Source organism: Paraciimarium castrense LEGE 11436, from assembly GCF_056633055.1.
Genome location: NZ_JBSJOW010000002.1, coordinates 169,617 through 193,090, shown reverse-complemented (window position 1 = coordinate 193,090; position 23,474 = coordinate 169,617). Strand labels below are relative to the sequence as shown.

General features: G+C 63.7%; 19 protein-coding genes. 11 read left to right on the top strand and 8 right to left on the bottom strand.

The window, feature by feature from the left end; genetic code table 11:
- Positions 1 to 55 precede the first annotated feature (55 nt).
- From ACWJIO_RS04765 to ACWJIO_RS04750, 4 genes are all read left to right on the top strand, one after another.
- Positions 56 to 2,380: an N-acetylneuraminate synthase family protein gene (locus ACWJIO_RS04765; protein WP_480311735.1), complete on the top strand. Its 2,325-nt coding sequence runs from the start codon at positions 56 to 58 to the stop codon at positions 2,378 to 2,380.
- Positions 2,380 to 3,252, top strand: a complete 873-nt coding sequence (locus ACWJIO_RS04760; protein WP_480311734.1) for a sulfotransferase family protein — start codon at positions 2,380 to 2,382, stop codon at positions 3,250 to 3,252. The genes ACWJIO_RS04765 and ACWJIO_RS04760 overlap by 1 nt, the downstream gene beginning before the upstream one ends.
- A gap of 44 nt (positions 3,253 to 3,296) precedes the next feature.
- Positions 3,297 to 4,409 (top strand): glycosyltransferase 61 family protein, encoded by a 1,113-nt coding sequence (locus ACWJIO_RS04755; protein WP_480311733.1) that lies wholly within the window; start codon positions 3,297 to 3,299, stop codon positions 4,407 to 4,409.
- A 744-nt stretch (positions 4,410 to 5,153) separates the two neighbouring features.
- Entirely contained in the window at positions 5,154 to 5,939 is a 786-nt protein-coding gene (locus ACWJIO_RS04750) for a sulfotransferase domain-containing protein (RefSeq protein ID WP_480311732.1), read from the top strand.
- 70 nt (positions 5,940 to 6,009) lie between these two features.
- Here ACWJIO_RS04750 and ACWJIO_RS04745 read toward each other — a convergent pair whose 3' ends face one another.
- Positions 6,010 to 7,248: a methyltransferase domain-containing protein gene (locus ACWJIO_RS04745; RefSeq protein ID WP_480311731.1), complete on the bottom strand. Its 1,239-nt coding sequence runs from the start codon at positions 7,246 to 7,248 to the stop codon at positions 6,010 to 6,012.
- 18 nt (positions 7,249 to 7,266) lie between these two features.
- Positions 7,267 to 7,815, bottom strand: a complete 549-nt coding sequence (locus ACWJIO_RS04740; protein WP_480311730.1) for a dTDP-4-dehydrorhamnose 3,5-epimerase family protein — start codon at positions 7,813 to 7,815, stop codon at positions 7,267 to 7,269.
- A gap of 76 nt (positions 7,816 to 7,891) precedes the next feature.
- Here ACWJIO_RS04740 and ACWJIO_RS04735 point away from each other — a divergent pair, with 76 nt between their 5' ends.
- Complete coding sequence (locus ACWJIO_RS04735; protein ID WP_480311729.1) at positions 7,892 to 8,956, top strand: hypothetical protein; 1,065 nt, start codon at positions 7,892 to 7,894, stop codon at positions 8,954 to 8,956.
- 13 nt (positions 8,957 to 8,969) lie between these two features.
- On the opposite strand, the gene ACWJIO_RS04730 is transcribed toward ACWJIO_RS04735, so the two are convergent.
- The 3 genes from ACWJIO_RS04730 to rfbF are packed head-to-tail and all read right to left on the bottom strand — an operon-like array spanning position 8,970 to position 11,824.
- A complete protein-coding gene (locus ACWJIO_RS04730; RefSeq protein WP_480311728.1) occupies positions 8,970 to 9,968 on the bottom strand; it encodes a hypothetical protein in 999 nt (332 codons plus the stop codon).
- 3 nt (positions 9,969 to 9,971) lie between these two features.
- Complete coding sequence (gene rfbG / locus ACWJIO_RS04725) at positions 9,972 to 11,054, bottom strand: CDP-glucose 4,6-dehydratase (RefSeq protein ID WP_480311727.1); 1,083 nt, start codon at positions 11,052 to 11,054, stop codon at positions 9,972 to 9,974.
- Positions 11,051 to 11,824 (bottom strand): glucose-1-phosphate cytidylyltransferase, encoded by a 774-nt coding sequence (gene rfbF / locus ACWJIO_RS04720; RefSeq protein ID WP_480311726.1) that lies wholly within the window; start codon positions 11,822 to 11,824, stop codon positions 11,051 to 11,053. Before rfbF ends, rfbG begins: the two co-directional genes overlap by 4 nt.
- A gap of 97 nt (positions 11,825 to 11,921) precedes the next feature.
- On the opposite strand from rfbF, the gene ACWJIO_RS04715 reads away from it, so the two are divergent.
- Complete coding sequence (locus tag ACWJIO_RS04715; protein WP_480311725.1) at positions 11,922 to 13,511, top strand: glycosyltransferase family 2 protein; 1,590 nt, start codon at positions 11,922 to 11,924, stop codon at positions 13,509 to 13,511.
- On the opposite strand, the gene ACWJIO_RS04710 is transcribed toward ACWJIO_RS04715, so the two are convergent.
- Positions 13,468 to 14,445, bottom strand: coding sequence for a hypothetical protein (locus ACWJIO_RS04710; RefSeq protein ID WP_480311724.1), 978 nt, complete (start codon positions 14,443 to 14,445; stop codon positions 13,468 to 13,470). The genes ACWJIO_RS04715 and ACWJIO_RS04710 overlap by 44 nt on opposite strands.
- Before the next feature lie 140 nt (positions 14,446 to 14,585).
- On the opposite strand from ACWJIO_RS04710, the gene gmd reads away from it, so the two are divergent.
- Entirely contained in the window at positions 14,586 to 15,743 is a 1,158-nt protein-coding gene (gene gmd / locus ACWJIO_RS04705; protein WP_480311723.1) for a GDP-mannose 4,6-dehydratase, read from the top strand.
- Positions 15,740 to 16,753, top strand: coding sequence for a GDP-L-fucose synthase family protein (locus tag ACWJIO_RS04700; RefSeq protein ID WP_480311722.1), 1,014 nt, complete (start codon positions 15,740 to 15,742; stop codon positions 16,751 to 16,753). The genes gmd and ACWJIO_RS04700 overlap by 4 nt, the downstream gene beginning before the upstream one ends.
- Here ACWJIO_RS04700 and ACWJIO_RS04695 read toward each other — a convergent pair.
- Entirely contained in the window at positions 16,716 to 17,744 is a 1,029-nt protein-coding gene (locus ACWJIO_RS04695; protein ID WP_480311721.1) for a sulfotransferase family protein, read from the bottom strand. The genes ACWJIO_RS04700 and ACWJIO_RS04695 overlap by 38 nt on opposite strands.
- A 298-nt stretch (positions 17,745 to 18,042) precedes the next feature.
- On the opposite strand from ACWJIO_RS04695, the gene ACWJIO_RS04690 reads away from it, so the two are divergent.
- Both ACWJIO_RS04690 and ACWJIO_RS04685 read left to right on the top strand, forming a co-directional pair.
- Positions 18,043 to 19,209: a hypothetical protein gene (locus ACWJIO_RS04690; RefSeq protein WP_480311720.1), complete on the top strand. Its 1,167-nt coding sequence runs from the start codon at positions 18,043 to 18,045 to the stop codon at positions 19,207 to 19,209.
- A 244-nt stretch (positions 19,210 to 19,453) separates the two neighbouring features.
- Positions 19,454 to 19,978 carry a hypothetical protein gene (locus tag ACWJIO_RS04685; RefSeq protein ID WP_480311719.1) on the top strand — a complete coding sequence of 175 codons (525 nt, stop codon included), beginning with the start codon at positions 19,454 to 19,456 and terminating at the stop codon, positions 19,976 to 19,978.
- Here ACWJIO_RS04685 and ACWJIO_RS04680 read toward each other — a convergent pair.
- A complete protein-coding gene (locus tag ACWJIO_RS04680; RefSeq protein ID WP_480311718.1) occupies positions 19,904 to 20,878 on the bottom strand; it encodes a glycosyltransferase family protein in 975 nt (324 codons plus the stop codon). The genes ACWJIO_RS04685 and ACWJIO_RS04680 overlap by 75 nt on opposite strands.
- 105 nt (positions 20,879 to 20,983) lie before the next feature.
- Here ACWJIO_RS04680 and ACWJIO_RS04675 point away from each other — a divergent pair, with 105 nt between their 5' ends.
- Positions 20,984 to 23,443, top strand: a complete 2,460-nt coding sequence (locus ACWJIO_RS04675; protein WP_480311717.1) for a glycosyltransferase — start codon at positions 20,984 to 20,986, stop codon at positions 23,441 to 23,443.
- Positions 23,444 to 23,474 lie beyond the last annotated feature (31 nt).

Genomic DNA, 23,474 nt, shown 5'->3' with positions numbered 1-23,474 from the left:
GACTGGGACTCCAAAACGCTTCAATCGTCGATGCTGTTGTTATAGGGCTAAGACCATGCAGATCGAGCGCAATTTCACTCAATTTGTAGTCTTCGCCGAAGACACTGTCTTGGCGGCCCTGTCCAAGATCACGGCCAACAAGTCACGCCTGATTTTTGTCGTCTCGGAGAGCGGCATCCTCCAGGGCGTACTCAGCGACGGTGACTTTCGTCGCTGGGTGGCCAGCTGCAACCCGATCGATCTGAACGCCCCGGTCACCCGGGCCATGAACCCCAAGTGCCGCACGGGACTGGTGGGCATGAGTCCAGCTGATCTGGCGCCCCTGTTCAGCCCGCAGATCCAGTTGGTGCCGCTACTCGACAGCCATGGACGCATCGCCGCCGTGGCCATTGAAGGGGCCCGGGAACTGCGGATTGCAGGGCGTTTGATCGGTGATGGCAGTGCAAGCTTCCTGATTGCGGAAATCGGCAATAACCACAACGGCTGCCTCGATCTGGCCCTGAAGCTGATTGATGCGGCGGCAGCAGCGGGTGTGGATTGTGCCAAGTTCCAGATGCGGGAGATGAAGAATCTCTATGTCAACGCTGGCAACAGCAATGACATGGCCTCTGATCTGGGCACCCAGTACACGCTCGATCTACTTGAGCGGTTCCAGCTGACGGACGACGAGCTCTATCGCTGCTTTGACTACACCGCCCGCAAGGGCATGATTCCCCTCTGCACACCGTGGGATGTCAGCAGCCTGGAAAAGCTGCAGCGCTGGGGTATGGAGGGTTTCAAGGTCGCCTCGGCGGACTTCACCAACCACGATCTGCTCACGGCCATCGCCGCCACGGGCAAGCCCCTGATCTGCTCCACGGGCATGGCCACGGAAGTGGAGATCACCAGCGGCATTCGACATCTGCGCCAGCAGGGGGCGCCGTTTGCCCTGCTGCACTGCAACTCCACCTACCCCACTCCCTACAAAGATGTGAATCTCCGCTATCTCGCACGCTTGCGAGAACTCTCCGGTGGACCGGTGGGCTATTCAGGCCACGAGCGCGGCTTTGAAGTGCCCATCGCCGCTGTGGCCCTGGGGGCCACTGTGGTGGAAAAACACATTACCCTTGATCCTGGCATGGAAGGGAATGACCACAAAGTGAGTCTGCTGCCAGAGGAGTTTCGTCGGATGGTGGAGGCCATTCGCGCCGTAGAGGATTCCATGGGCAGCGATGCCGAGCGCGCCATCAGCCAGGGAGAACTGATGAACCGTGAAGTGCTGGCCAAAAGCCTCGTGGCAGCGTGCCCTATCCCTCGCGGAACCGTGATCGAGAGTGCCATGGTGCGGGTTCAGAGCCCCGGCCAGGGCCTGCAACCCTACCGCCTCAATGATCTGCTGGGGCAGACTTTGAGCAGTGACAAGAATCCAGGCGATTTCTTCTTTGAGTCTGATCTCGGCCAGGATGGCGTTCAAGCGCGTCACTACCAGTTCAGCAATCCTTTTGGGGTGCCAGTTCGATACCACGATCTTCAACTTTTCAGCGGTGCCAGCAATCTCGACTTGGTAGAGATTCACCTCAGTTACAAAGATCTGGAAATCCCTGTAGCCAAGGCCGTTCCGAACAGCATTCCGTTGGGGCTGGTTGTGCATGCCCCTGAGTTGTTCGCCGGGGATCACACGCTGGATCTCTGCAGCATAGACAGCGAGTACAGGCAGCACTCAATCCAGCAACTGCAGAGGGTGCTGGATCTGGCCAGGGTCTTGCGGGAACGCTTCGATTGCCCTCAAGACGTGCTGCTGGTGACCAACATGGGTGGATTTTCAGCCCACCAGCACTTGTTGCCGGAAGCACGGCAGCCAATGCTTAACGCGCTGGAGGCCAGCCTCTCAGCGCTGAGCTGTGACGGCGTCGAAATCATCCCGCAAACGATGCCGCCCTTTCCCTGGCATTTCGGGGGGCAACGCTTCCACAACTTGTTTGTTGACCCCGACTTTATTGAGTCGTTCTGCAGGGAGCATCACTATCGAGTCTGCCTGGATGCCTCCCACTCGAAACTGGCCTGTAACCACCTTGGCCAGTCATTTCATGGCTTCCTCAAAAGGATTCTGCCCTTCACTGCCCACCTGCATCTGGCTGATGCCAGTGGTGTGGATGGTGAAGGTCTGCAGATTGACGAAGGCGAAATTGACTGGCCTCTACTGTTCCGGATGCTGCGCCACCACACCCCCGCAGCCTCGTTCATCCCCGAAATCTGGCAAGGGCACAAGAACCAGGGGGAGGGAGCCTGGCGGGCACTCGAAAGGCTTGAACGCCATGACCAGCGGACTGGCTCCGTGGCGCTCAGCAGCCCGGAGGGAGTGGGGAGCGAGCGCGAAGTCCAGGCTTCCCTGTTGAACTGATGCCGCAACCTCCCGCACTGTGGCCTGGCTCGAGCGCGACCGCTGAACCTGACATGGAGGCGGTGTTAGCCGCGATCGCCAAGGGCCTGGAAGGCGCCGACTACGACGCTGTGGCCAGGATTCCAACCAACTCACTTCCGAACTTCATCGTGATCGGGGCCGCCAAATCTGCCACGACAACACTGACCCGGGTGCTGGGCAGACATCCCGACATTTTCATGGCCAAGCCGAAGGAACCGAAGTTCTTTGGCAGGCGCTATGACAAGGGCTGGAATTGGTATGCCAAGCTTTTTCAAGAGGGTGCCCAAGCCAGATTACGCGGGGAGGGCAGCACAATGTATAGCAGCACCCTGCCAAGCTTTGAGCACACATCAGCCTTGATGCACAAGTATCTGCCGGATACAAAAATCATCTACATGACCAGACATCCCCTCGATCGCCTGGTGTCACAGTGGCGTCATATCAAAGGAAAACATCCTGGGACAAGGGAGTTCTCACAATTACTAGCAACATCAAGGCTTCAACATCTACTTCTGGGCTGCTCGATGTACTACGAGCGCATCAGCAGTTTCAGAAGCTATTTTTCGGATCAGCAAATTCTATGCCTGACCTTTGAAGATCTCCTCGGCTCACCCCAGCAGACCCTGCAAGTCGTGCTTGACTTTTTAGGCATTGGTGGTGAAGCGCGACAACTCCTGAACGATGGAACCAACTTGCCCTTGGTCAATGAAGCTGGCCAACAGGGCCGTCGCTATGTTGATAAGCCCGAGTGGCCGTGGCTCATGAAGTGGCGTGTTGCCCGCCGCCTCAAGGGCGACACGAGGCAGTTCCTGAGTTACATCGGCAAACCGGCAGACTACTGGAAATTATGATCACGTGCTGCCTGCCAGGCCAACTGGCCTCCCAAGCCTGAATCATGCCACCATCCCTGAACCTGATTCACAACGCCAACAAACGCCATCCCTCATGGTGGGGGAAGGCCTCGGTTGGGAAACCAAGCCCGATCATCGTTGAGAGCAATGCTTTGTTACTCGACATCAGTCGTCACCAGCATTATTTGAAGCGTTGGTGGCTGAATATGAGCCATGGAGCTGTGAACGAACATGGCGAACTGATCGAAGCATTGAACGATAAACGTGGTGAGCGCCACTTCTATTACCCACAGCAAGACCGCCTCGAGGATGTCAGACAAGGTAGGGGCTTGGGGGCAGAAGTCCTGGACAAAGATTTCGTGCTCTATGGCGGCACATTATTTGACCACTTCGGGCATTTGCTGCTGGATCTGACTCGTACCTATCAGCTGTTGCGGCTGTTTCGTGATCTTGATGCTCCCATCTGGTTTCACTACCACCGACTGCGCAAGGGAGGCAGCCTGGCGGATCGTCCTTTGATCACTGACTGGCTCGACTGCCTCGGCATCCGCGAGCGCGCACGGCTGGTGCGCCGACCGATCAGAGCCAAAACACTGGTGTCCAGCGGCGTGCTCTACAGGGACCGCTGCTTTGTGAACAGCGACTTTCACCACGCCTGCCTTGCTGCCCTGCGACCCCAGTTGCGTGACAAGCTGGCCCAAACGGCACGCAAGCAGAAGATCGCCTACCTTTCCCGCCACCGGCTGAGTACAGGCACAACCAAGTTTCTAGGCGAAACTGAAGTTGTTGAACGCATAGGCAGGCTGGGGCAAGTTGATATTATCTGCCCTGAAGAGTTGAGTTTTGAGCAGAAGTTGTCTCTCTACCGCGAGTACGAGTGGGTGATCGGATTTCCCCAGGCCTGCATGAATCTGAAAGCCTTTGTTCCCGCCACGGAAAACCATCCTCCTGCCCGACAGGTGATGTTCTTGGCAGGGCCCAAAACTCTCAGCACAAACTGGGTCAATATTGACGCTGCATGTCAATTTGAAGACTGCTATGTGGACTGCCATCCCGACACGTCCACGCGCCTTCAAGCCGACGAAGGCTTTCAACGAAGCAATGGCTTCAACGTAGACGCAGTTGTGCAGACCATCGAACAGCTAGCAAACAACTAGCAGCTGATGCAAAACAATAATCTCTCATGTCCATCCTTGTATCTTGTTCATATTCGTCGCACCAATGCAACCAGCAGGGAATCAATGCTGGAGTCGATCCCCCACGCCAGTGGCCAAAGAGTCCCAAGCGAAACCCTTCGCCGCCATTCAAACGAAACACCCTAGTCCCAGCCTTGGAACAACTACTTTCCCTTTACGATTATTCGGCATACATAACTTAGGCCTTTCTCACGGCCTTTCGGTTCAGCCGGTGGATGGAGTACGCTTCAAGAATCAGTCTCTTCACCTTGGCCATTCCAAGCGGAAGTCTGGATCTCCGATTACGATTGAGCTCGGTTCTCGCTTCCACACACTCCCAAAGCGGCTCGCCCTTGAGCCAAGCTGCGGCCATCTCTGGTTCTCATTACGTGTACATCCCCATGCTCGCAGAAGAGCAGGATGCCATCTAGAAGCTGGAAGATCTATCCAATATCGTCAGCAATCATGCTGCCATGCTGTCTCTCCAATGTCCAGCTCTGGAAAAGAATGTGGTTGCCAGGCCTGGAGTTGAATCCAGCCTCAGGGATGACGAGTTGTCGTCAAAGCAAATCAACAAAGCCTACCGGCTTGATGATGAAGATTTTGGGTATGGTATGTTGATTCCATGAGCACGCCAGCACGACTTGTCGCCGAAGCCACTACTGTGCCAATCATCACCCTTCGAGCGCGGCAACATCGGCTGGCTTAGTTAGTCCTACGGGGTAGGTGAGTTGGCATTCTAGAGTCCTCCGATGGTTTGGGACACGACGCGTGCTGGTGGTGGTTTGTGGGATGCACCGATCTGGCTCCACCCTGGTGGCGCAGCTGGCGAAAGGCCTGCTAAGCCCGGGCGGTGAGCTCACCGTCAGCAGCAATGGTCTCGGCAATTCAGTGGAGGAGATGCGAGCCCGGGCCAGTGACCCAAACCACACCTGGCTCGCCAAGGTTCATATTCCCCGGCGGGCACTGCGGCGTGCCTTGCCCGACCAGGGTGCTCGCTACCTCTACACCTACCGCGATGTCCGGGATGCCTTGGCTTCAGCCTGGCGCAAGAATCGCTTCATGTTTGGCAGTGAGGAGCGAGGTCCAACGATTGCAGCCCAGTTCGTACGCGAGGAGATCGAGATCGGGGCCGTGTTCGAAGATCGCCGCCACTGCTGGATCGGGCGCTACGAAGTCATCGTCAATGACATCCCCAGCCTCGTGAACGATCTGGAACGCTTTCTGAACGTGTCTGTCTCCACGACTCTCAAACAGGAGCTGGTGGAAGAGGCTTCCCCAGAGAAGCAGCGGCAGCGCTCTCGGCTGGTGAGCACGGGCGATCGTTCGGTGCGGCTGGACACATTCATCACCACCAATCACATCACCGATGGGCGTTTCGGTGCCTGGAAAGAAACCCTCTCCGTGGAGGAAGCCATCGCCTCCGAATGGGCTGCTCGCGACTGGCTGCGCCAGAAGGACTATCCCCTGTGTTTTCGCAAGGCCATGTACACCGATCCCCCCCAGGACTGACAGCTGTCATCAGACCACTGGCTGCCTTGAGCATTGGCTCGCTTGAGAGCTGGCTCGAGGCCCCAGACCTTCAGAGGCGCTCCAGGGTAGGGATCGCCCGGTAGAACAGCATCTCCGGCTGGGTCTGAAAACTGGCCTTCACCTCAGCCGCCAGGTTCCAGGGCAGCACCAGCACCCGCCTCGGCTCCAGGGCCAGCCACTGCTCCGGTGAGAGCACCGGGATGTGACTGCCAGGCAGAAAGCGGCCGATCTTGCTGGCAGCCTTGTCCGCCACCACGGGCAGGAGGTCAGCCCGCACCCCGGCGTAGTTCAGAAGGGTGTTGCCCTTGGCCGCCGCTCCGTAACCGAGCACCGACTCGCCCTGTTGCCGGGCCTCCAGCAGAAACCTCTGCAGGGCATGCTTGGTCGCTTCGGCGCGCTGCTGGAAGCCCAGAAACGCCTCCACAGACCAGAGGCCTGCCTCGGCCTCGGCGGCGAGAACGGCGGCGAGCCTGGCCAGGGCCGAAGCCGGCGGCGGCTGATCCGCACCGCGGCGGGCCAGCCAGACCCTGAGGCTGCCGCCATGGGTGGGGAGCCTCTCCACGTCCATCAGCTGGAGGCCCGCATGCTCGGCCATCCGCTGCAGGGTGGCGAGGCCGATGTAGCTGTAGTGCTCGTGGTAAATGGTGTCGAACTGGTTGCCCCGCAACAGCTCCAACAGATGCGGGAACTCGATCGACACCTGGCCACTGGGCTTCAGCAGGATGGCCATGCCGGCCAGGAAGTCATTGATGTCAGGCACGTGGGCCAACACGTTGTTGGCCACGATCAGATCGGCCCGGCGCCCCTCTGATGCCAGTTCCCCGGCAAGGCTGACGCCGAAAAACCGTTCGATCGTGGCGATTCCCTTCTGCCGTGCCGCCTCTGCGGTGGCCGCCGTGGGCTCGATTCCAAGGCAGGGGATGCCTCGCTCCTGCACGTACTGGAGCAGGTAGCCGTCGTTGCTGGCCAGCTCCACCACCAGGCTGTCAGCCCCGAGGCCAAGCCGCTCGCAGGCCATCGCCACAAAGCGCTCAGCATGAGCGCACCAACTGGTTGAGGTGCTGGAGAAATAGGCGTAGTCAGCGGTGAACAGCTGAGCGGCCGCCGCGTGGGCTGGCAGCTGCACCAGCCAGCAACTGGTGCACACCGACACCTTCAGCGGATAGGTGATCTCAGGCTGCAGCAGTTGCTCGGCCGTGAGGTAGGCGTTGCTGGGGGGCTGGTGGCCCAGATCGATCACCTCCTGCTCCAGCGGCGCTTGGCAGTGGCGGCAGCAGTGCTGGATCACGGGACGGGAACAAACGATTCAGAGGGCGGCCAGGCGCGGCAGCTGCTGGTCGCGGGGGCTGAGATCCACCACTGGCAGAGGCCAGGCGATGCCAAGGTCTGGATCATTCCACACCACTCCCACCTGGTCGGCGGGCCGGTAGGGAGCGGAATGCACGTAGAGGAGCTCGCTGCCGGCCTCCAGCACCTGAAAGCCGTGCAGGCAACCCTCGGGAATCAGCCAGGCATTGCCCGCCCCGGCGCTCAGTTCCAGGGCCAGCCACTGGCCCCGGGTGGGGGAACCCTGGCGCCCATCGAGGGCAACGTCGAACACCCTGCCACGCAGGCAGCGCACAAGTTTGGCTTCCGGAGTTGCCCCCTGCTGCCCGTGCAGACCACGCAGGGCGCCGATCCGCTCTGTGCGGCTCAGGTTGATCTGGTGCACGGGCCGATCGCCCCACCAGGGCGCCAGATCCTCGCGGCGGAAGGCGTTCAGAAAACTGCCGCGGGCATCGAGAAACGGCAACGCCACCAGCTCCACCAGCCCCTCGATGGCCGTGGGACGGGCCTGGGGCGAACTCTGCGCCATGGTGAAAGGACCGCTGCAGCGCGAGTCAGCCTGCCAGAGCCCCCACCCGTAGGCTGCTTCGGCCAGGGAGGTGGACATGGAAAAGTCCGGCGGAGCATCTGACTACAAGGCTCCCCGTGAGCTGCTCCTGCACACCGGCCTGGATGGGGGCCTGATCGCTGAGTTGGCCGCGGAGGTCGCGGCCAACCGCCGGCAGCTGCGGCGGCAAGGCATCTGTGCCCACCCGGGCGAGGCGCTGCTGCCGGCGGTGCTGCGCAACGACTGGACCGCCTGGAAGCGCATCGAACGAGGGCGCCAGTGGAAACCCTGGCGACGCCATGAGCACCTTTGGGCCGTGGCCCCCGGCCTGGTGCCGTCGCTGCTTCAGGAACGACGGTTCGGGCGCCTGCAGCAGCAGGTGGAGCAGCAGGGCTTCCGCCTGGCCATCGCGGTGCATCTCTTCGATGGCCGCGAGCAACTGGCGCGCGACTTCGCCCGTTGTCTGACGGCGTTGCGCTGCACCGGCTCCTATGACGCCTTCGCCGCACGCCAACTGGAGCACCATCCGCAGCGCTACCGGCTGGATCGCCTGTTCGAACCGCTGCTGGAATGGTGCGGCGCCCGGGGGCTGCGCTTCGTCCTGCATCCGCCTGCCGGGGGGGAACGCCTGGCCAGCACCTGGACCACCCTGAGCCTGTTCGGCGGCGCCGGCTGCCCGGACCTGCCTGCATCCAGCGATGGCCCCGCGCCCACGCCGCCGCCATGGCAAGCCGGACTGCCAATCCCCCCAGACCTCTCGCCGCGTGCTGTGGCGCTGGCTCAGCAATGCCTCCAGGGCCTCGATCAACCGCCCCGAGGCCAACAGCGTCAGCAGTTGCGCCAGCAGATCAAAGCCGAGCTTGAGGGATCGAGCCTGCCTGAGCCAGCAGAGACCTGCTGGGCCGACCACTTCGACACGCCATCCCTGGCCGCCGAGATTGCCGCGGCCCAGCAACGGCTGGGGCTGAGGGTCTGGGGTATGGACTGGCCGGCCCTGGGGCCGATCACGCCGGCTGGTCTCCCCCTGGGGCTGTCACGGCGTCGGTTCCGCAAGCGGCCAGGCGTGGCGTCAGTCAAGGCCCTGCGCCCTCGCCCGCAGGCCTCGGATCAGGCTGTCGGCTGATCAGACCTGCTGATCAGGCCATGCGCAGATCCAGCAGCCGCTCGGGGTAGGCCAGCATGAAGGCCCGCTGCAGGCGGGAGTTGCGCCACGGCCGCAGCTTGCGCAGGTAGCGACCCTTGCGGTCTTCGATCAGCACATTGGTGACGCCATCGAGCCCCCAGCCATGGTCGGGGTCGAAGGGCCAGAAGCTGTAGACGGTTCGGGCATGGGGGGAGAGGGCGACCACCCCCTGCATGAAGGTTCCGCGTCCCGCCACGAAATGCCGCCCGCGCACGAGGAAGGCGATGTCACGCTCCAGGCCCCAGCTGTGCAGGGTCACCGCCAGGCCCAGGGAACGGCAGTGCTGCTGCAGGGCCAGCACCACGGGGTTGCCGAAGTCTTCGAACACCAGGTGCACATGGCCCCAGGCCCGCTGCTGCAGCACCAGGGTGTAGAAGGCCAGCGGCGGCTGGTAGTAGCCGGGGTGGGGGTGGCGATCGAAGATGTCGCCGCAGCGAATGTGCACCACCAGGTGGTCGTCCGGCAGGGCCTCCCCCTCCAGCGCCAGCGTCATGGCGGGCCGCAACTGCTGCAGCAGGCTGCGGAAGCCGTGCATCGGATGGGCCAGGGCTCCGAGGGTATGGCAGTAGAAGAAGCGCCCCTCCAGGCGGGTGTGCTGGGGAGGGAAATGGCTGAGGCCGTTGATCACTTCCAGACCATCGGCCAGCCGCGTGGATCCGCGGCGCAGGTACCAGGCATCGGGAACCTCCAGAACCCTGGCACCGATCCGACGGGCGAGGTGGGAGGCATGGCAGAGCTGGGCCAGGCTGTTGGAGAAGCGCTCCAAACGGTGGATCCGCAGGGCGTCGACCTTGCCATCAAAGGCTTGGGGGCTGGCATCGGCGCCCAGATGCACGGCGTAGGGGTCGCTGCGCCGGCGATGGGCGGTGGGGGAAGGAATCCTGTGGCCCCGCATCATCAGCAGGTCGAGCTGATGGCGTTCGGCGAAGACGCTCTGAACGTGGTCATTCATGGATCAGCCCGCCCCGTAGGCCTCCAGATCGGCCTGGCAGCATGCCAGGGGAGACGACCCTTCATCCACCTGTCGATACCAACCGGCGGTGCGGGCCACGGTGGCGGCGAAGTCCCAGCGGGGCTGCCAGAGCAGGCGGCTGACGGCCTTGTCGATGGCCAGGTGCAGCAGGCCGGCTTCATGGGGAGCTCCAGCGTCGCTGGAGTCGCGCCAGCGGCCAGGCCGGTGGACCTGCAGGGCCTCCACCAGCTGCTGCACCGTGCGGTTCGACTCCAGCCCTGGTCCGAAGTTCCAGGCCTCGGCAAAAGCCGCCTCATCCCGGCTCAGGGCTTCGGCGAGCTGCAGGTAGCCGCCCAGGGGTTCGAGCACGTGCTGCCATGGGCGGGTGGCCCCGGGGTGACGCAGCTCCAGGGTCTCCGCTGCCGCCCAGGCGCGCATGGCATCGGGCACGATCCGGTCAGGGGCCCAGTCGCCCCCGCCGATCACGTTGCCGGCCCTGGCCGTGGCCACGGCCAGGTGAGGGGTCTGGTGAGCGCCAGGCCCGCAGAAACTGCTGCGCCAGGACGCGATGGCCAGCTCGGCCGCCGCCTTGCTGGCGCTGTAGGGGTCGTGGCCTCCGAGCCGGTCGGTCTCCCGGTAGCCATGCAGCCACTCCCGGTTCTCGTACACCTTGTCGGTCGTCACCATCACCACCGCGCAGGGATGGGGCACCGCCCTGAGGGCTTCCAGCAGATGCAGGCTGCCCTGCACGTTCGTGGCCCAGGTGCCGAGGGGGTCGGCGTAGCCCCGCCGCACCAGGGCCTGGGCCGCCAGGTGAATCACCACCTGGGGGCGGGAATCCCGCACCGCCGCCGCCACGGCCTCGGCGTCGCGCAGATCCAGCAGGCGCGAGCGCAGCAGCTCCGGGAAGCTGCGCTCGAGCTCCAGAGCGCCATAGAGGTTGGGGCTGCCTTCCGGCGGTAGGGCCAGCCCCTCGACCCTCGCCCCAAGCTGCAGCAACCAGAGGGCCAGCCAGGCCCCCTTGAAGCCGGTGTGGCCGGTGAGCAGCACCCGCCGACCAGCCCAGAAGGCCGGATCAATGCTCATCGCCAGCACTTCCAGGGGGCCTGGCCGCCCTGCCACAGCGCCTCCAACCGGTTGCGCTCCCTCAGGGTGTCCATCGGCTGCCAGAAGCCGCAGTGGCGGAAGGCTGACAGCTGGCCGTCCGCCGCCAGCCGCGGCAGCACGTCGGCCTCGAACACGCTGGCGTCATCGCGGATCAGGTCACACACCGAGGGCTCCAGCACAAAGAAACCACCGTTGATCCAGGCGTTGTCGCCATCGGGCTTCTCCTGGAACTGGCGCACCCGGTGATCCTCAAGATGCAGGGCGCCGTAGCGTCCAGGCGGCTGTACGGCGGTGAGCGTGGCCTGCAGGCCCTGGCTGGTGTGGTGCTGCACCAGGGCCGCCACATCAACATCGGCGAGGCCATCGCCGTAGGTGAAGCAGAACGACTGCTCCCCCAGATAGGGCCGCACCCGGGCCAGTCGGCCCCCGGTCTGAGTGGTCTCGCCGGTGTCCACCAGGGTCACTTTCCAGGGCTCGGTCTTCTGGTGGTGCACCTCCATGCGATTGCCCTCATCCATGTGAAAGGTGACATCGCTGGTATGGAGGAAGTAGTTCGCGAAGTACTCCTTGATCATGTACCCCTTGTAGCCACAACACACCACGAAGTCGTTGATTCCGAAGGCGCTGTAGATCTTGAGAATGTGCCAGAGGATCGGCCGCCCGCCCACCTCCACCATGGGCTTGGGACGCACCTGGGTCTCCTCGGAAAGGCGGGTGCCCAAACCGCCTGCGAGGATGACAGCTTTCATGCGACAGCGCAGGCGTGGCGCCACTTTAAGCCGCGGGGGCCACGGCTCCGATGCCCGCGGCTGAGCACCTCCGACCTGCCCCGCTGCGCCTGAGCCCATGGCTGCTGCTCCCCCCGATCTCGTCTGGCTGCCTGCGGCCAGCCGCCGGCTGCTGCAGGCCTCCCGGCTGATGCGCTCGGGTGAGCCTGGCCTGGCTCTGCAGCAGCTGTTCCAGGTGGCCGAGGCGTCACCGGGGTTGCGGCCGCTGTGCTCCCGGCAGGCCCGCCAGGCCCTCACCGCCCGGCTCAAGCGTGACGGCGTGGAACGGCTGCGCACCCAGGGCCCCTTGCCGGACCCCCCCGAGGCCCTGCTGGCCTGGGTTCTGGCCCATCCGGCCCGGCAGCTGGAGCTCTCGGCGGCCAGCCCGTCGGCCCTGCGGCTGGGCCTGCTGCATCAGCTGGTCTGGGACAGCACCGTGGTGGCGGCGCTCGCTGGCGACGCCCCCGGCCAAGACCCGCTGCCGGCCCTGCTCTGGCTCGATGGCCAGCTGATCACCGAGAGCGATGGCCGGAGCCGCTCCCTGAATGGCCGCGAGGAACCCCAGGCACGACTGGAGCGCCGCATCCGCCTGGCCCTTGGGCGCGAGTGGCTGCTCGGCTGGCACCGCTGGCCGTGGCTGCCAGGCCTGGCGATCGACCTCGAAACTCCCCTGAAGCCCGCCGAGCATCCACGCCACTGGCAGGAGGCCCGCAGCCTCTGCCACCAGAACCTGCTGGAGGAGCGGCGGCGCCTCTGCTGGATCTCAGTGCAGCGGCAGAGACGAGATGACGAGCTGGTGTCCGTGGTGATTCCCGTGTGGGGTGCGGGGACAGAGCTGGCCCTCGGCCTGGAGCACCTGGGCCAAGGGCAGGGCTCCCAGAAGCTGGAGATCCTCCTGGTGGACAACGGCAACGGCGATGCCGACACCTGCGCCGTTCTGGATGAGGCGCCCAGGCGCGATCGCCGCGTTCGGGTGCTGCGGCAGCCCCGAAATTTCGGCTTCGCGCTGGGATGCAACCTCGGCTTCGCAGCCAGTCGCGGCAGCAGGGTGCTGTTCCTGAACAGCGATGCCCGCATGGCCCCTGGGGCCCTGCCCCCGCTGCTGATCGCCCTGGAGGATCCGCAGTGCCGCGGCGCCCAGCCGGCCCTGCTCACCCCAGCAGGCCAGGTGCAGTGCCTGGGCATCGTCTTCGGCCAGGCCAGCCCCCTCGGCCTGGCCCTGCATGCAGGCGCCGCCGCAGCGCCCCTCTTGCAGCGTCGCCGCACCCCAGCCGCCACAGCAGCCTGTCTGCTGCTGCGCGCGCGGGAGTTCGCCGCCGTGCAGGGCTTCGACGTGGGCTATCTCAACGGCCAGGAAGACACCGATCTCTGCCACCGGCTGAGGCAGCGCTTTGGTGGTGACTTCAGCGTGGTGCCGGGAAGCCTGGTCGTCCACCCGGAAGGGTCGAGTCCAGGCCGCTATCGCTTCATCGAGGCCAACCGCAGCCGGCTGATCGCCCGCTGGCCCCACCCGGAGCAGCACTCCCTGGCCAGCGCCGCAGCCGCCGATGGTCTGGAACTGGTGGGCTATCTGGACAACGACCGGCCCGGCCGCCCCGCTTGGCTGCGCTCGCCGCGCCCTGTACTCAGGCCCCGACGATCGAGGCCTGCTGACGCTGCAACCCTCTGATCACCTCCAGAGCCGAGTCGTGCAGAGCATTCTGGCTGCGGGAGAACTGGACCGCCTGCTCCAGGGTGGCCTGGATCTGCTGCTGGTTGGCCAGCAGTTCCGCCTGGTTGAGCTGCTCGGCCTCCACCTGATGCTGCAGCTGCAGTCGGTCGCTTTGGCACGTCGCCAGGTCCGCCAGGGCGGCCTCCATCTGCTGCAGCTGCTCTGCCAGTTGCTCCCGGATCCAGGCAGCATCGATCAGTTCAGCGCGAGCCGCCCCGAGCTCCAGCCCGAGATCGTGCAGGTCAGCCTCGAAACGGGCCAACCGCTGGCGCTGCTCCAGCAACCGCCCTGGCTGGGCCGACGTCTCAAGACGTGAGGTGTAGTCGTGGTCGGTCTGGCGCCGTTCGGCAGGAGCCGCCAGGGGATGGCCGTCCACCCTGAGGTAGGCGGGCAGGATCTGCGGCTGGCACTGGAGCAGGTCCAGGGCAATCACGGCGTCGAGGGCTTCGGACTCGGGCCGGAACCAGAGGTCCTGAGCGGCCAGGTCAGCTGCGGGGCCCTCGCCAGACCCCGGCAAAGCGCCCGGCAGCGCTCCTGCTTGCAGGGCCGCCACCGCCCAGCCAACCAGCTGGGGCACGGAGCTGAGGGCCAGGTTGACCAGACGCAGCTGGGGCAGCGGCTCTGTCGCCGCCCACGTCGAGGCCAGATCGGCCAGGCGGGCGTAGTGCCCGGCAAGACCGCCCTCAGACTGAAGCAGGTCGGTGCAGAGGGCCTGATCAGGGGTGGGGTAGAGCACGGCCACGGGCCCCAGGCCCAACTCCACCGCCTCCCAGCTCTCCAGCCGTTCCACCGGCAGGCCTGCGGCAACCAGAGCGTTCAGCACCCGTTGCAGCACCGGCTCCAGCACGGGATCCGCAGCCCCCGGAGGGGGGGCAATCCGAAGTGCGCTCACAGGCCATCCAGGCTCACCGGCCCATCTTGCTCCCTGCTCCAGCCATCACCAAAACGAAGCAGCCGTGCCGGGCTGCCAGGAGACCGGCCAAAGACGGTCCACAATGGCGTACAGAGGATCACTGAGACCCCAGCAAAGGCATGAGCAAGACAGCCTTGATCACCGGGATCACGGGCCAGGATGGAAGTTATCTGGCAGAACTGCTGCTTGAAAAGGGCTATGAAGTGCATGGCATCAAGCGCCGCGCCAGCAGCTTCAACACCAGCCGCATCGACCATCTCTACCAGGATCCCCATGTCAATGATCCCCGCCTGGTACTGCACTATGGAGATCTCACTGACAGCACCAACCTGATTCGGATCGTTCAGCAGGTACAACCTGATGAGATTTACAATCTGGGGGCCCAAAGCCATGTTCAGGTAAGTTTTGAGGCACCCGAGTACACGGCCAACAGTGATGGCCTGGGGACACTCAGAATTCTCGAAGCCGTAAGGATTCTGGGCCTCTCAGAGGGCACCCGGATCTATCAGGCCAGCACCAGCGAACTCTTCGGACTGGTGCAGGAAGTGCCGCAGAAGGAGAGCACACCCTTCTACCCCAGGAGCCCCTATGGGGTTGCCAAGCTCTACGCCTACTGGATCACCGTGAATTATCGAGAGGCCTATGGCATGTATGCCTGTAATGGCATCCTCTTCAATCATGAATCTCCCCGAAGGGGCGAGACGTTTGTGACCCGCAAGATCACGCGGGGGTTGGCAAGGATCGATGCAGGCTTGGATCAGTGCCTCTACATGGGCAACCTCGATTCGCTGCGTGACTGGGGGCATGCCCGGGACTATGTCGAGATGCAGTGGCGGATGCTGCAACAGGAAGGCCCCCCCGAAGACTTCGTGATCGCCACCGGACGGCAGGAGAGTGTGCGCCGCTTCATCGAATTGGCTGCAGCAGCCGCGGGCTGGCAGGGTTCAGACGGTGGACCGGCCATCGAGTGGCAGGGGCAAGGTCTCGAAGAAGTGGGCCGCCGCACCGACACCGGTGCCGCTGTGGTGCGCATCGACCCCCGTTACTTCAGACCGGCAGAGGTGGAAACCCTGCTGGGTGATCCAAGCCGGGCTCATGAAAAACTCGGCTGGACTCCGACCACCACCCTGGAGGAATTGGTGGAGGAAATGATGGCCTGCGACAAGCTGGAGGCCTCCAAGGAAGCCACCCTTCGGCGGGAAGGATTCACGGTGGTGGGGTCGATGGAGAACCCGCCAACCAACCCCAATGCCGTGAGCCCAAAGGTGAAGGCATGAGCACCAGCACCGCGCCGCCATCCGCTGGGTTGCTCCATCGCCAGGACAGAATTTTTGTCGCTGGACATCGGGGCATGGCTGGCAGCGCCGTCTGCCGAGCCCTTGAGCGGCAGGATTTCACCCATCTGCTCAGCGCCGATCGCTCCAGCCTCGACCTCAGCGACAGCAAGGCCGTCAAGACATGGTTTCAGCAGCAGCAGCCGGATGTGGTGGTGGTGGCTGCGGCCAAGGTTGGTGGCATTGTGGCCAACTCCACTTACCCCGCAGACTTCCTGCTGGACAATCTCAAGATTCAGCTCAATGTGATTGAGGCTGCCTGGCGGCAGGGTGTGCGTCGTCTGCTATTTCTCGGCAGCAGTTGCATTTATCCAAAGTTTGCCGCCCAGCCCATCCGAGAAGAGGAATTGCTGAATGGCCCACTTGAACCTACCAATGAGTGGTATGCCATCGCCAAGATCAGCGGCATCAAGCTATGCGAAGCCCTGCGACTTCAGCATGGCTTCGATGCCATCAGCTTGATGCCGACCAATCTCTATGGCCCAGGAGATAATTATCACCCTCAGAACAGCCATGTTCTGCCAGCCCTGATTCGTCGATTCCATGAGGCTCGCCTCAACGACGCCAGCTCAGTGACCTGCTGGGGCACAGGCCAACCACGGCGGGAATTCTTGCATGTGGACGATCTTGCGGATGCTTGCGTGTACTGCCTTCAGCACTGGGATCCTTCAGCCCCAAAGGCTCCTCTGCGGCAAGACGGCCAGCTCCTCAGCTTCCTGAACGTAGGCACAGGTCAAGATCTGCCGATCAAGGAATTGGCCCAAATGGTGGCTGATGCCGTGGGCTTTCAAGGGGACATTGAGTGGGATAAGACCAAGCCAGATGGCACCCCGCGGAAACTACTGGATGTGACTCGGCTGCAGGACCTTGGTTGGAAGGCCAAGGTGGCACTATCCGTAGGAATCCAACAGGTGGCTAGGGATTTTGCCCAGGGACAATCAACCCGTCTTTGAGGCTGTCGCGCTCCATGCGATCGGCGGCTGTATTGGAGCGGGGAAAGGGCACAGGGGGTATTGGGTAGCCTAGAAAGTTGCAGAGTTCGGGCCAGCCGGCGCCTGCCGTGAGATCAAGCACTAGCAGGTCCCTTGGGCGATCCCGAAAATAGTCAATCACCTCAGCATTGTGCTCGTTATAGCGCTCAAGATAAACGCTCTCATTCCCTTCAGGGCATCCCTTTCCATAGATCCATTGCCGCATACTTGACATCTTCCTGCCAAAGTGCTTCACCTGACTCTGCAGCCAGGCCTCGGCGGGGCGCACAGTAAGTATGAATTTGCTACCTGGAAATCTGGCATCCAATTCCCGGTAGAATAGTGGCCAGGGATTATCTTGGAAGGCATTATAGCGAGGCACAAGGTCGCAGCACGCCTCCAGGAGTTCGTCGTGGCTGTGAAGCCCCTTGAGCCGTCTTCGACCAATCACCCGGTAGCCCAGATACTCCAGGGCTCGCTCCAGGCTGGTTGTGCCAGTTTTATGAAAACCAATGCAGAAAAGCTTGGATCTGGAGCGGCGGCGGCGCTGTTGCCTCAGACGCCTTGCAACCCGGCTCTGGGCGAGCACAACCGCCGGATCAGGCTCCGGCAGCCCCAGAAACTGCTTCAATGCTGCCTTAGCCTCCGGGCTCGGCAGCGCAACAGCAAGCAGCCGTCCAGGCTGGGCCGCAAAGAAACACTCCACCTCCTCGCAAAAAGCAGTCATGCGCTGGGTGGCGATATTGCTCTGCCCATCGCTGCCGCGACTGCGGAGAAGAATGAACCGACTGGAGGGGAAACGTTGTGCGAGATCTTGATACTGCCCAGTCAGGCCTGCACCCATGAACGTGTCATAGCCCGCCGCCCCCTCTGCCTCAGGGGAGGCCTCGCTGACGGCCAACCCGAAACTCTTCAGAATGCGACGCGTCACCTTCTGGCCCTGCCGCAAAGGACGCAGCACAAAGATTGTCATCGTGGTGGCACGAACAGCCATGAGGCTAGTATTGTACAGGCGCTAGAATCTCTCACACTTGCCAAGCCGTAAACTGGATTCAGACGATGCACAGGAATACGAAGCCCAGGCATGCGAGGCACAGCAGAAAAGAGCTAAGCCCTGGAAAGCGCACCGATGCAAAGCAGAGACTGCGTGGCCAAGATCAAGAAGATGGCAAAGACTGGTCGCCAGGATGAATCAGTAACGACCATGTCATAGATCAGCATAGTACAGTACAGCTGCCATGATGGCACCCTGAACTTCAGACCCTTGATTCGTGAGTAAGCACCAGAGACGCAGGGCCATTATTCACATTGGGGCTCCAAAAGCCGGATCGTCTGCCATCCAGACGTTTCTGAAAGCCCACTACGAGCAGTGGCAAAGCAGTGGGATACTGAACCTGGGGATGACAGGCGCCAAGACCGGCCTCAATCACCGCAGCCTTTATTTCGCTTTTCATCAGGGCAGCATCAGTCGCGTGGACCGCATGCGCTTCAAATCAGATGATGCCTATGCTCAGCATCGCGAGCTCCAACGTCAGCTCCTGACACAAGAGATCGCCAGTCACGACTCTTGTCGCACCCTGATTTTCAGTGATGAATATCTCACACGCCTAGATCTCGAAAGCGTGCGTGACTTACGGCTATTCCTGGAATCTCAAGCCGTCACCGAATTTCTGATTCTTGCCTATGTTCGAGACCCGGGGTCCCTGTTCCTTTCAAGTGCCCAGCAATCCATCAAAGCCCATCATGAATTGCCATCGCCCATAGGCTGGCAGCAGACGTTCTCCCACGTGCTGCGGACATGGGATTCGGTCTTTCCTGGATGCACACTTTTCCGCGCCTATGAACGGAGCACCTTGGCAGAGGGGTCTGTGGTGGACGATTTCCTGCAATCCATTCGCAACCCCAATACAGACGCTGCCCATGCAAACACCGCGGCATCCACCAAGGGCAACCGAAATCTCTCCATGACGGCTGAAGGCATGGCTCTTTTGCTGAACTACCGTCGAATGTTTCATCGGGATAAGGCCAACACCTTCACCCCGGATACCCGCCAACTGATCCTGACACTACAGGAATGCAGTGGAATGGAACGATTCGAGCCTCCTCGCCTGCGAGAGGAATGGCGAAATTACATCGAGGGCTGCCACGCCGAGGAACTCCTTAAGCTGGAAATAGAGTTTGGGCTGAGCTATCAACGCGTAAACTATGAGCATCTGAAGGAAGCCATTGAATCGCCCCCACCTGCCCCCAAAATCCCCCCAAGTGATCTCAGCGGAGGGCTCAAGGACGTTGCCCATCTCGTGGAAAATATCTCAACCGAAGCCTATGACACCCTGAACTTGCTTGTGCTGAACAAGATGGCCCACCGCTCAGCAGAGAACAGCAAGCTCAAAAAAGCTCTTCAAGATGCTGCGCCACAGACACCCAGCTCCAGCTGAGTCAGTGACACAACCAGTTCCTGGCGAAGCTTTCATCACTCCATTGTTTGCCTGAGGCTTCTGCCACGCAGCTTTGTCTGGACCGACGAAACATCGCCAAGCCATGGCATCCCTGCCCTGGGGCCTCTGACCTGGTTCACACGACAGCAGACAGATCTCCACAGCGGTGGCCCACAGCTGTGTGGCTTTCATTTGCGTAGCGGCTGTGTAGCGTTGAGTGTCATCCATCCCATCGGCGGGATCCATGGCCAGGGCCACTGCAGCTGTCTCGCTTCAACGCCGTCTTGCTGGGCCGCTGAAGAAGATCGCTCGGCGGCTCAGACTCCTGCCCGCCCCCACGCCCCACCAGCGGCTGGCGATCCTTCTCGAGCATCCCCAGCGGCGTGCCCCTGAAGCCTGGCGCAGCTGGCGCAAGACCAAACTCAACCGCGTCCAGGAGCTTCTGGCCAACAAGAAGGGCGTGGTCGCCGCCAGGGAACTCAGCCGAGCCCTGCTGCAGGACCCGGACTTCCCCAGGTTTGAGGAGCTCATGGCGGAGGCCGCCAGCCTCAAACTGCGCCGGGATGTCAAGGCGGGCCAGCCTGATCCGATCGTCGAATTCCCTGAAGAGCTGCGGGCCCAGGCCCTGCAGCTGGAGGGTTTTCAGCTTTATCTCGCCGAAGTGGAGCAGCTGCTCCAACAGGCTGGCTTCGCCTCAGGGCCTGAGGTCGGCGGGGGCAGCAAGGGCAGCCCCTCGCGTTCGGCCGCCGCCAGCGCCACCCAACCCTGAGCCCAGGCCGCAGGCCGCCAGCAGCCCCTCGGCCCGGGCCTCAAAACTGTGCTCCCTAGCCACGACTCCGCTGACCCGTTGCAGCAGTCCAGGCTGGGAGCGGCGGCGCACTACCTCAGCCAATGTGGCCTGGGGGTCGTCATCGGGCCCATGCACCACGATCCCCGGCAGCAGGGCTTCAGGGCAGCCAGGCGCCATGTCGGTGATCACCGGCACGCCGCAGGCCAGCACGTCGAAGACCCGGTTGTTGAGATAGCCGAAGTCACGCATGGCGCCGTGGTGGTCGTTGAGCACAGCCAGACAGTCGCCGTAGAGAGCCGGCAGGGCGTGGTTGCGGATGCTCTGCCGCTCCGCCCTCAGGCCGTAGGCCTCCCAGCCGCTGCCGATCAGGCTGAGCGGCACTCCACTGCGGCCGAAGCCGAGCACCAGGGGCCGGACCACGCCACGGGTGTTGCCCACGAACAGCAGTCCCCGGCTGGGCTGCCGCGGGGCACCGGCCAGCCGGAAGTCCGTCGCCTGGGACAGCACGTGGGTGGGCTTGCCGCTCAGGTAGGCCAGACGCTGCCGATCCTGGGCCGAGGCCACGAACAGGCGGTCGTAGCTGGCCAGTTCCGCGGAGCTGATGTCCAGTGGCCAGCTGATCTGCCAGAGCAGGCGGGTGCAGTACCTGGCCTGGCTGAGCCACTCAGGGCGGGGACGGAACTTGCCCCGCAGCAGCAGCAGTCCGGTGTCGTCAGGGGGAGGGGTGGCGCTTTCGTAGGTGTCGCGAAACAGCAGGCGCGTGGCAAGGCCACAGCCGCGCAGGGCCCGCTGCAGGCTCTGGGCGAAGGCCACGTCCCCCCAGCCCGCCAGGCCAGCGGGGTCGCTCGGTGCGGCGATCAACAGGTCGAGGGACCTCAATCGGGGCGCGAAGATGGATCGCCATCCTCCCCCGCCCCCGTTCTGGACGTTCACACACGCCTGAACCTGCAAGGACTGATCCAGCGGCTCTATGCCTTGCCTGGGGTGAGCAGGTACCTCTTCTGCGCAGGCCTCGACGCCGTGCTGCTGCTGTCAGGTGAGGCCCTGGGCCCAGAGCAGCCTTGCCTCAGCCTGGAGCTGGCCGTGCCGCCCGGCTCCGGGCGTGACGCCGAGCCCGCCTTCCCGTCCGTGATCGCCCTGCTGCCCCTGAGCTGGGCTCGGGGACTGGTGGCGTCGGAGCGGGCCCCCAGCCCGGATGAGCTTGTGGCGGCTGCCGCTGGCTCCTGCCTGACCCTGAACGCTCTGCACTGGCCAGCCAACAGCAGCACCATCGCCGCTGCCACCGCCAGGCCTCTGTCCCGCTTGGGGGAGCAGATCCTCGCCTACCGCGCCCAGCTGGATCTGGGGCTGAACCTGCTGGAGCCCCTGCAGCGCGAGCCCGGAGGCCCGCTGGAGCCAGCAACGCCAGAGGTGATCCCCACTGCCCTGGCCCTGCTGCAGAGCGAGCGTCGCCTGCTGCGCCAGATCGATCCGCGCAGCTGGCCTACGCCGCCCTGGCGCCCGCCGCTTGACGCCGGTGGCTGGATCCGGGCCGACCTTCCCGTCAGCCCTGAGCAGGCCGATCAGCTGGCCGCCCTGGTGCACCTGCTCCCCCAGGTCGAGCAGGTGACCTTCATGGCCGCACTCGCCTCAGACCTGGAGGCGCTGCTGGGGCAGGCTGTCCCCGGAAGCGGCGCACCAGAGCCTGCCTCCGGGCACGACTGGGTCAGGGACCTGGCCGAAACGCTGGTCGGCGCCCTCAACAGCCGCGACCCGGAACTGCACGCCATCGCCCGGCAACTGCGGCAGCGGATGCTGGAGGTCGCCCTGCAGCTCCCGGACCCGGTTCAGCGGACGGCCAGGTTGATCCGCTGCATCGATACTGAGATCTGCATCGATAGTGAGACCTGCAGCAGCGAAGGCTCCACTGCCGTGGTGGTGCTGGCGGCCGCCATCGACAGCGTGGTTCAGGAGATCGATCGGGCCTCCAGTGACGGCGATGGCAGGCGACGACGGCAGCTGCAGCGTCAGCTGGCCGAAGCCTTGCGCGGCGCCGGCAGCAACCTGGAGCTGCTGCGCCAGCTTGTGATGCAGCTGAGCCTGGAGAGCTGCAGCCAACTGCCCCAGCGGCAGCCCCCCTCCGCTTGCCTGCTCCTGCTCAAGGGTCTGCTGCTGCTCGACACGGCCGCCGTGGCTGCGTTGCCGCTGGAGCGCCAGCTGGCCCTGGTGCAGCTGTTCGAGCGTCTGCTGCCGAGGGTGTGGTGGCAGGCGGACCTGCTGCAGGCCCTGCTGCGTGACCTGCGCCGGTTTCGGCTTGAGGTGAGCTGGCTCTCCAGCCAGGGCGGCGCCGTTCTGGCTGGCACGATGCGCCTGCACCGCTACCTCGTACCGCCCCCACTGTCAGCGGCCGGCCCGCTGACAGTGGGGGCGGACGACCACGGCCAGGAGCTGCTGCGCCTGCAGCTCCTGGCCCTGCTGCGGCTCACCAGCGGCGTCAAGGACCGCACCAACCTGCTGCGGCGACTCCAGGAGATCAGTCCCGGCGACACCAGCCGCTGCTGGCTGGCTGGGGCCGAGGAGCCGCTCCTGGCAGCGGCCTGCTCGGGCTTTGGCACTTACACCACTTCGCTGCTGCGCCTCTATGGAGAGGCCTGCGGGGTGCCCGATCTGGTGCCACTGCTGCCCCCCGGCGAGGGAGTGGGCCGGGCCTTCGAGCGCGTGCTGGACCACTGGCGCCGCCATGGACCCAGGCCCGGCTCTGCTCCGCTGCCAGCCATGCCCATCGGCGTGGTGATCACCACCTTCCGCCCGGATCTGGGGCGGCTGCGGCAGGCCCTGGAAGCCCTGCGCCTGCAGACCCTCCCCGCCGCCGAGGTGCTGGTGGTGGATGACGGCTCCCCGGCCCCAGTGGCGGAAGCTCTGGAGCAGCTCCTGGATCTCTACCGCCATGGTCACGGCCTGCCCGTGGTCCTGCTGCGCCAGGACCGCAACCAGGGCCAGTACGCCTGCCGCAACCTGGCCCTTGCCGCCAGTCGCTCCCAGGTGCTGGCCATTCAGGACGATGACGACCTCTCCCACCCCCTGCGCCTGGAATACCAGGGGCGGGCCCTGGCGCAGGGAGCCCTGGCCTGCTACACCCAGCATGTGCGCTTCGAGGAGACCAGTGGCCAGCCCCAGCCGGACGGCGACGGGTTCAGGGCCATCGGCGATGGCATCACCTCCTTGATGGTGCGGCGCGACATCGCTGTGGCCCTGGGGGGCTTCTATCCCGTGCGCTCTCGGGGCGACGTGGAGTTCCGCAGCAGGCTGCAGCGCCAGTACGGCGAAGGGGCCATCGCCTGGCTGAACCAACCGCTCTATCTGATGCGTGGCGGGGCTGGCACGATCTCCTCTGGTTTTGAATACGGCTGCAGCCTGCGGATGGCCACCTGGCGGCGGCTGCTGAAGCGGGAGCATCTGGTGTGACTGCTTCAGGACCAGCTGCGATAGGCAACGC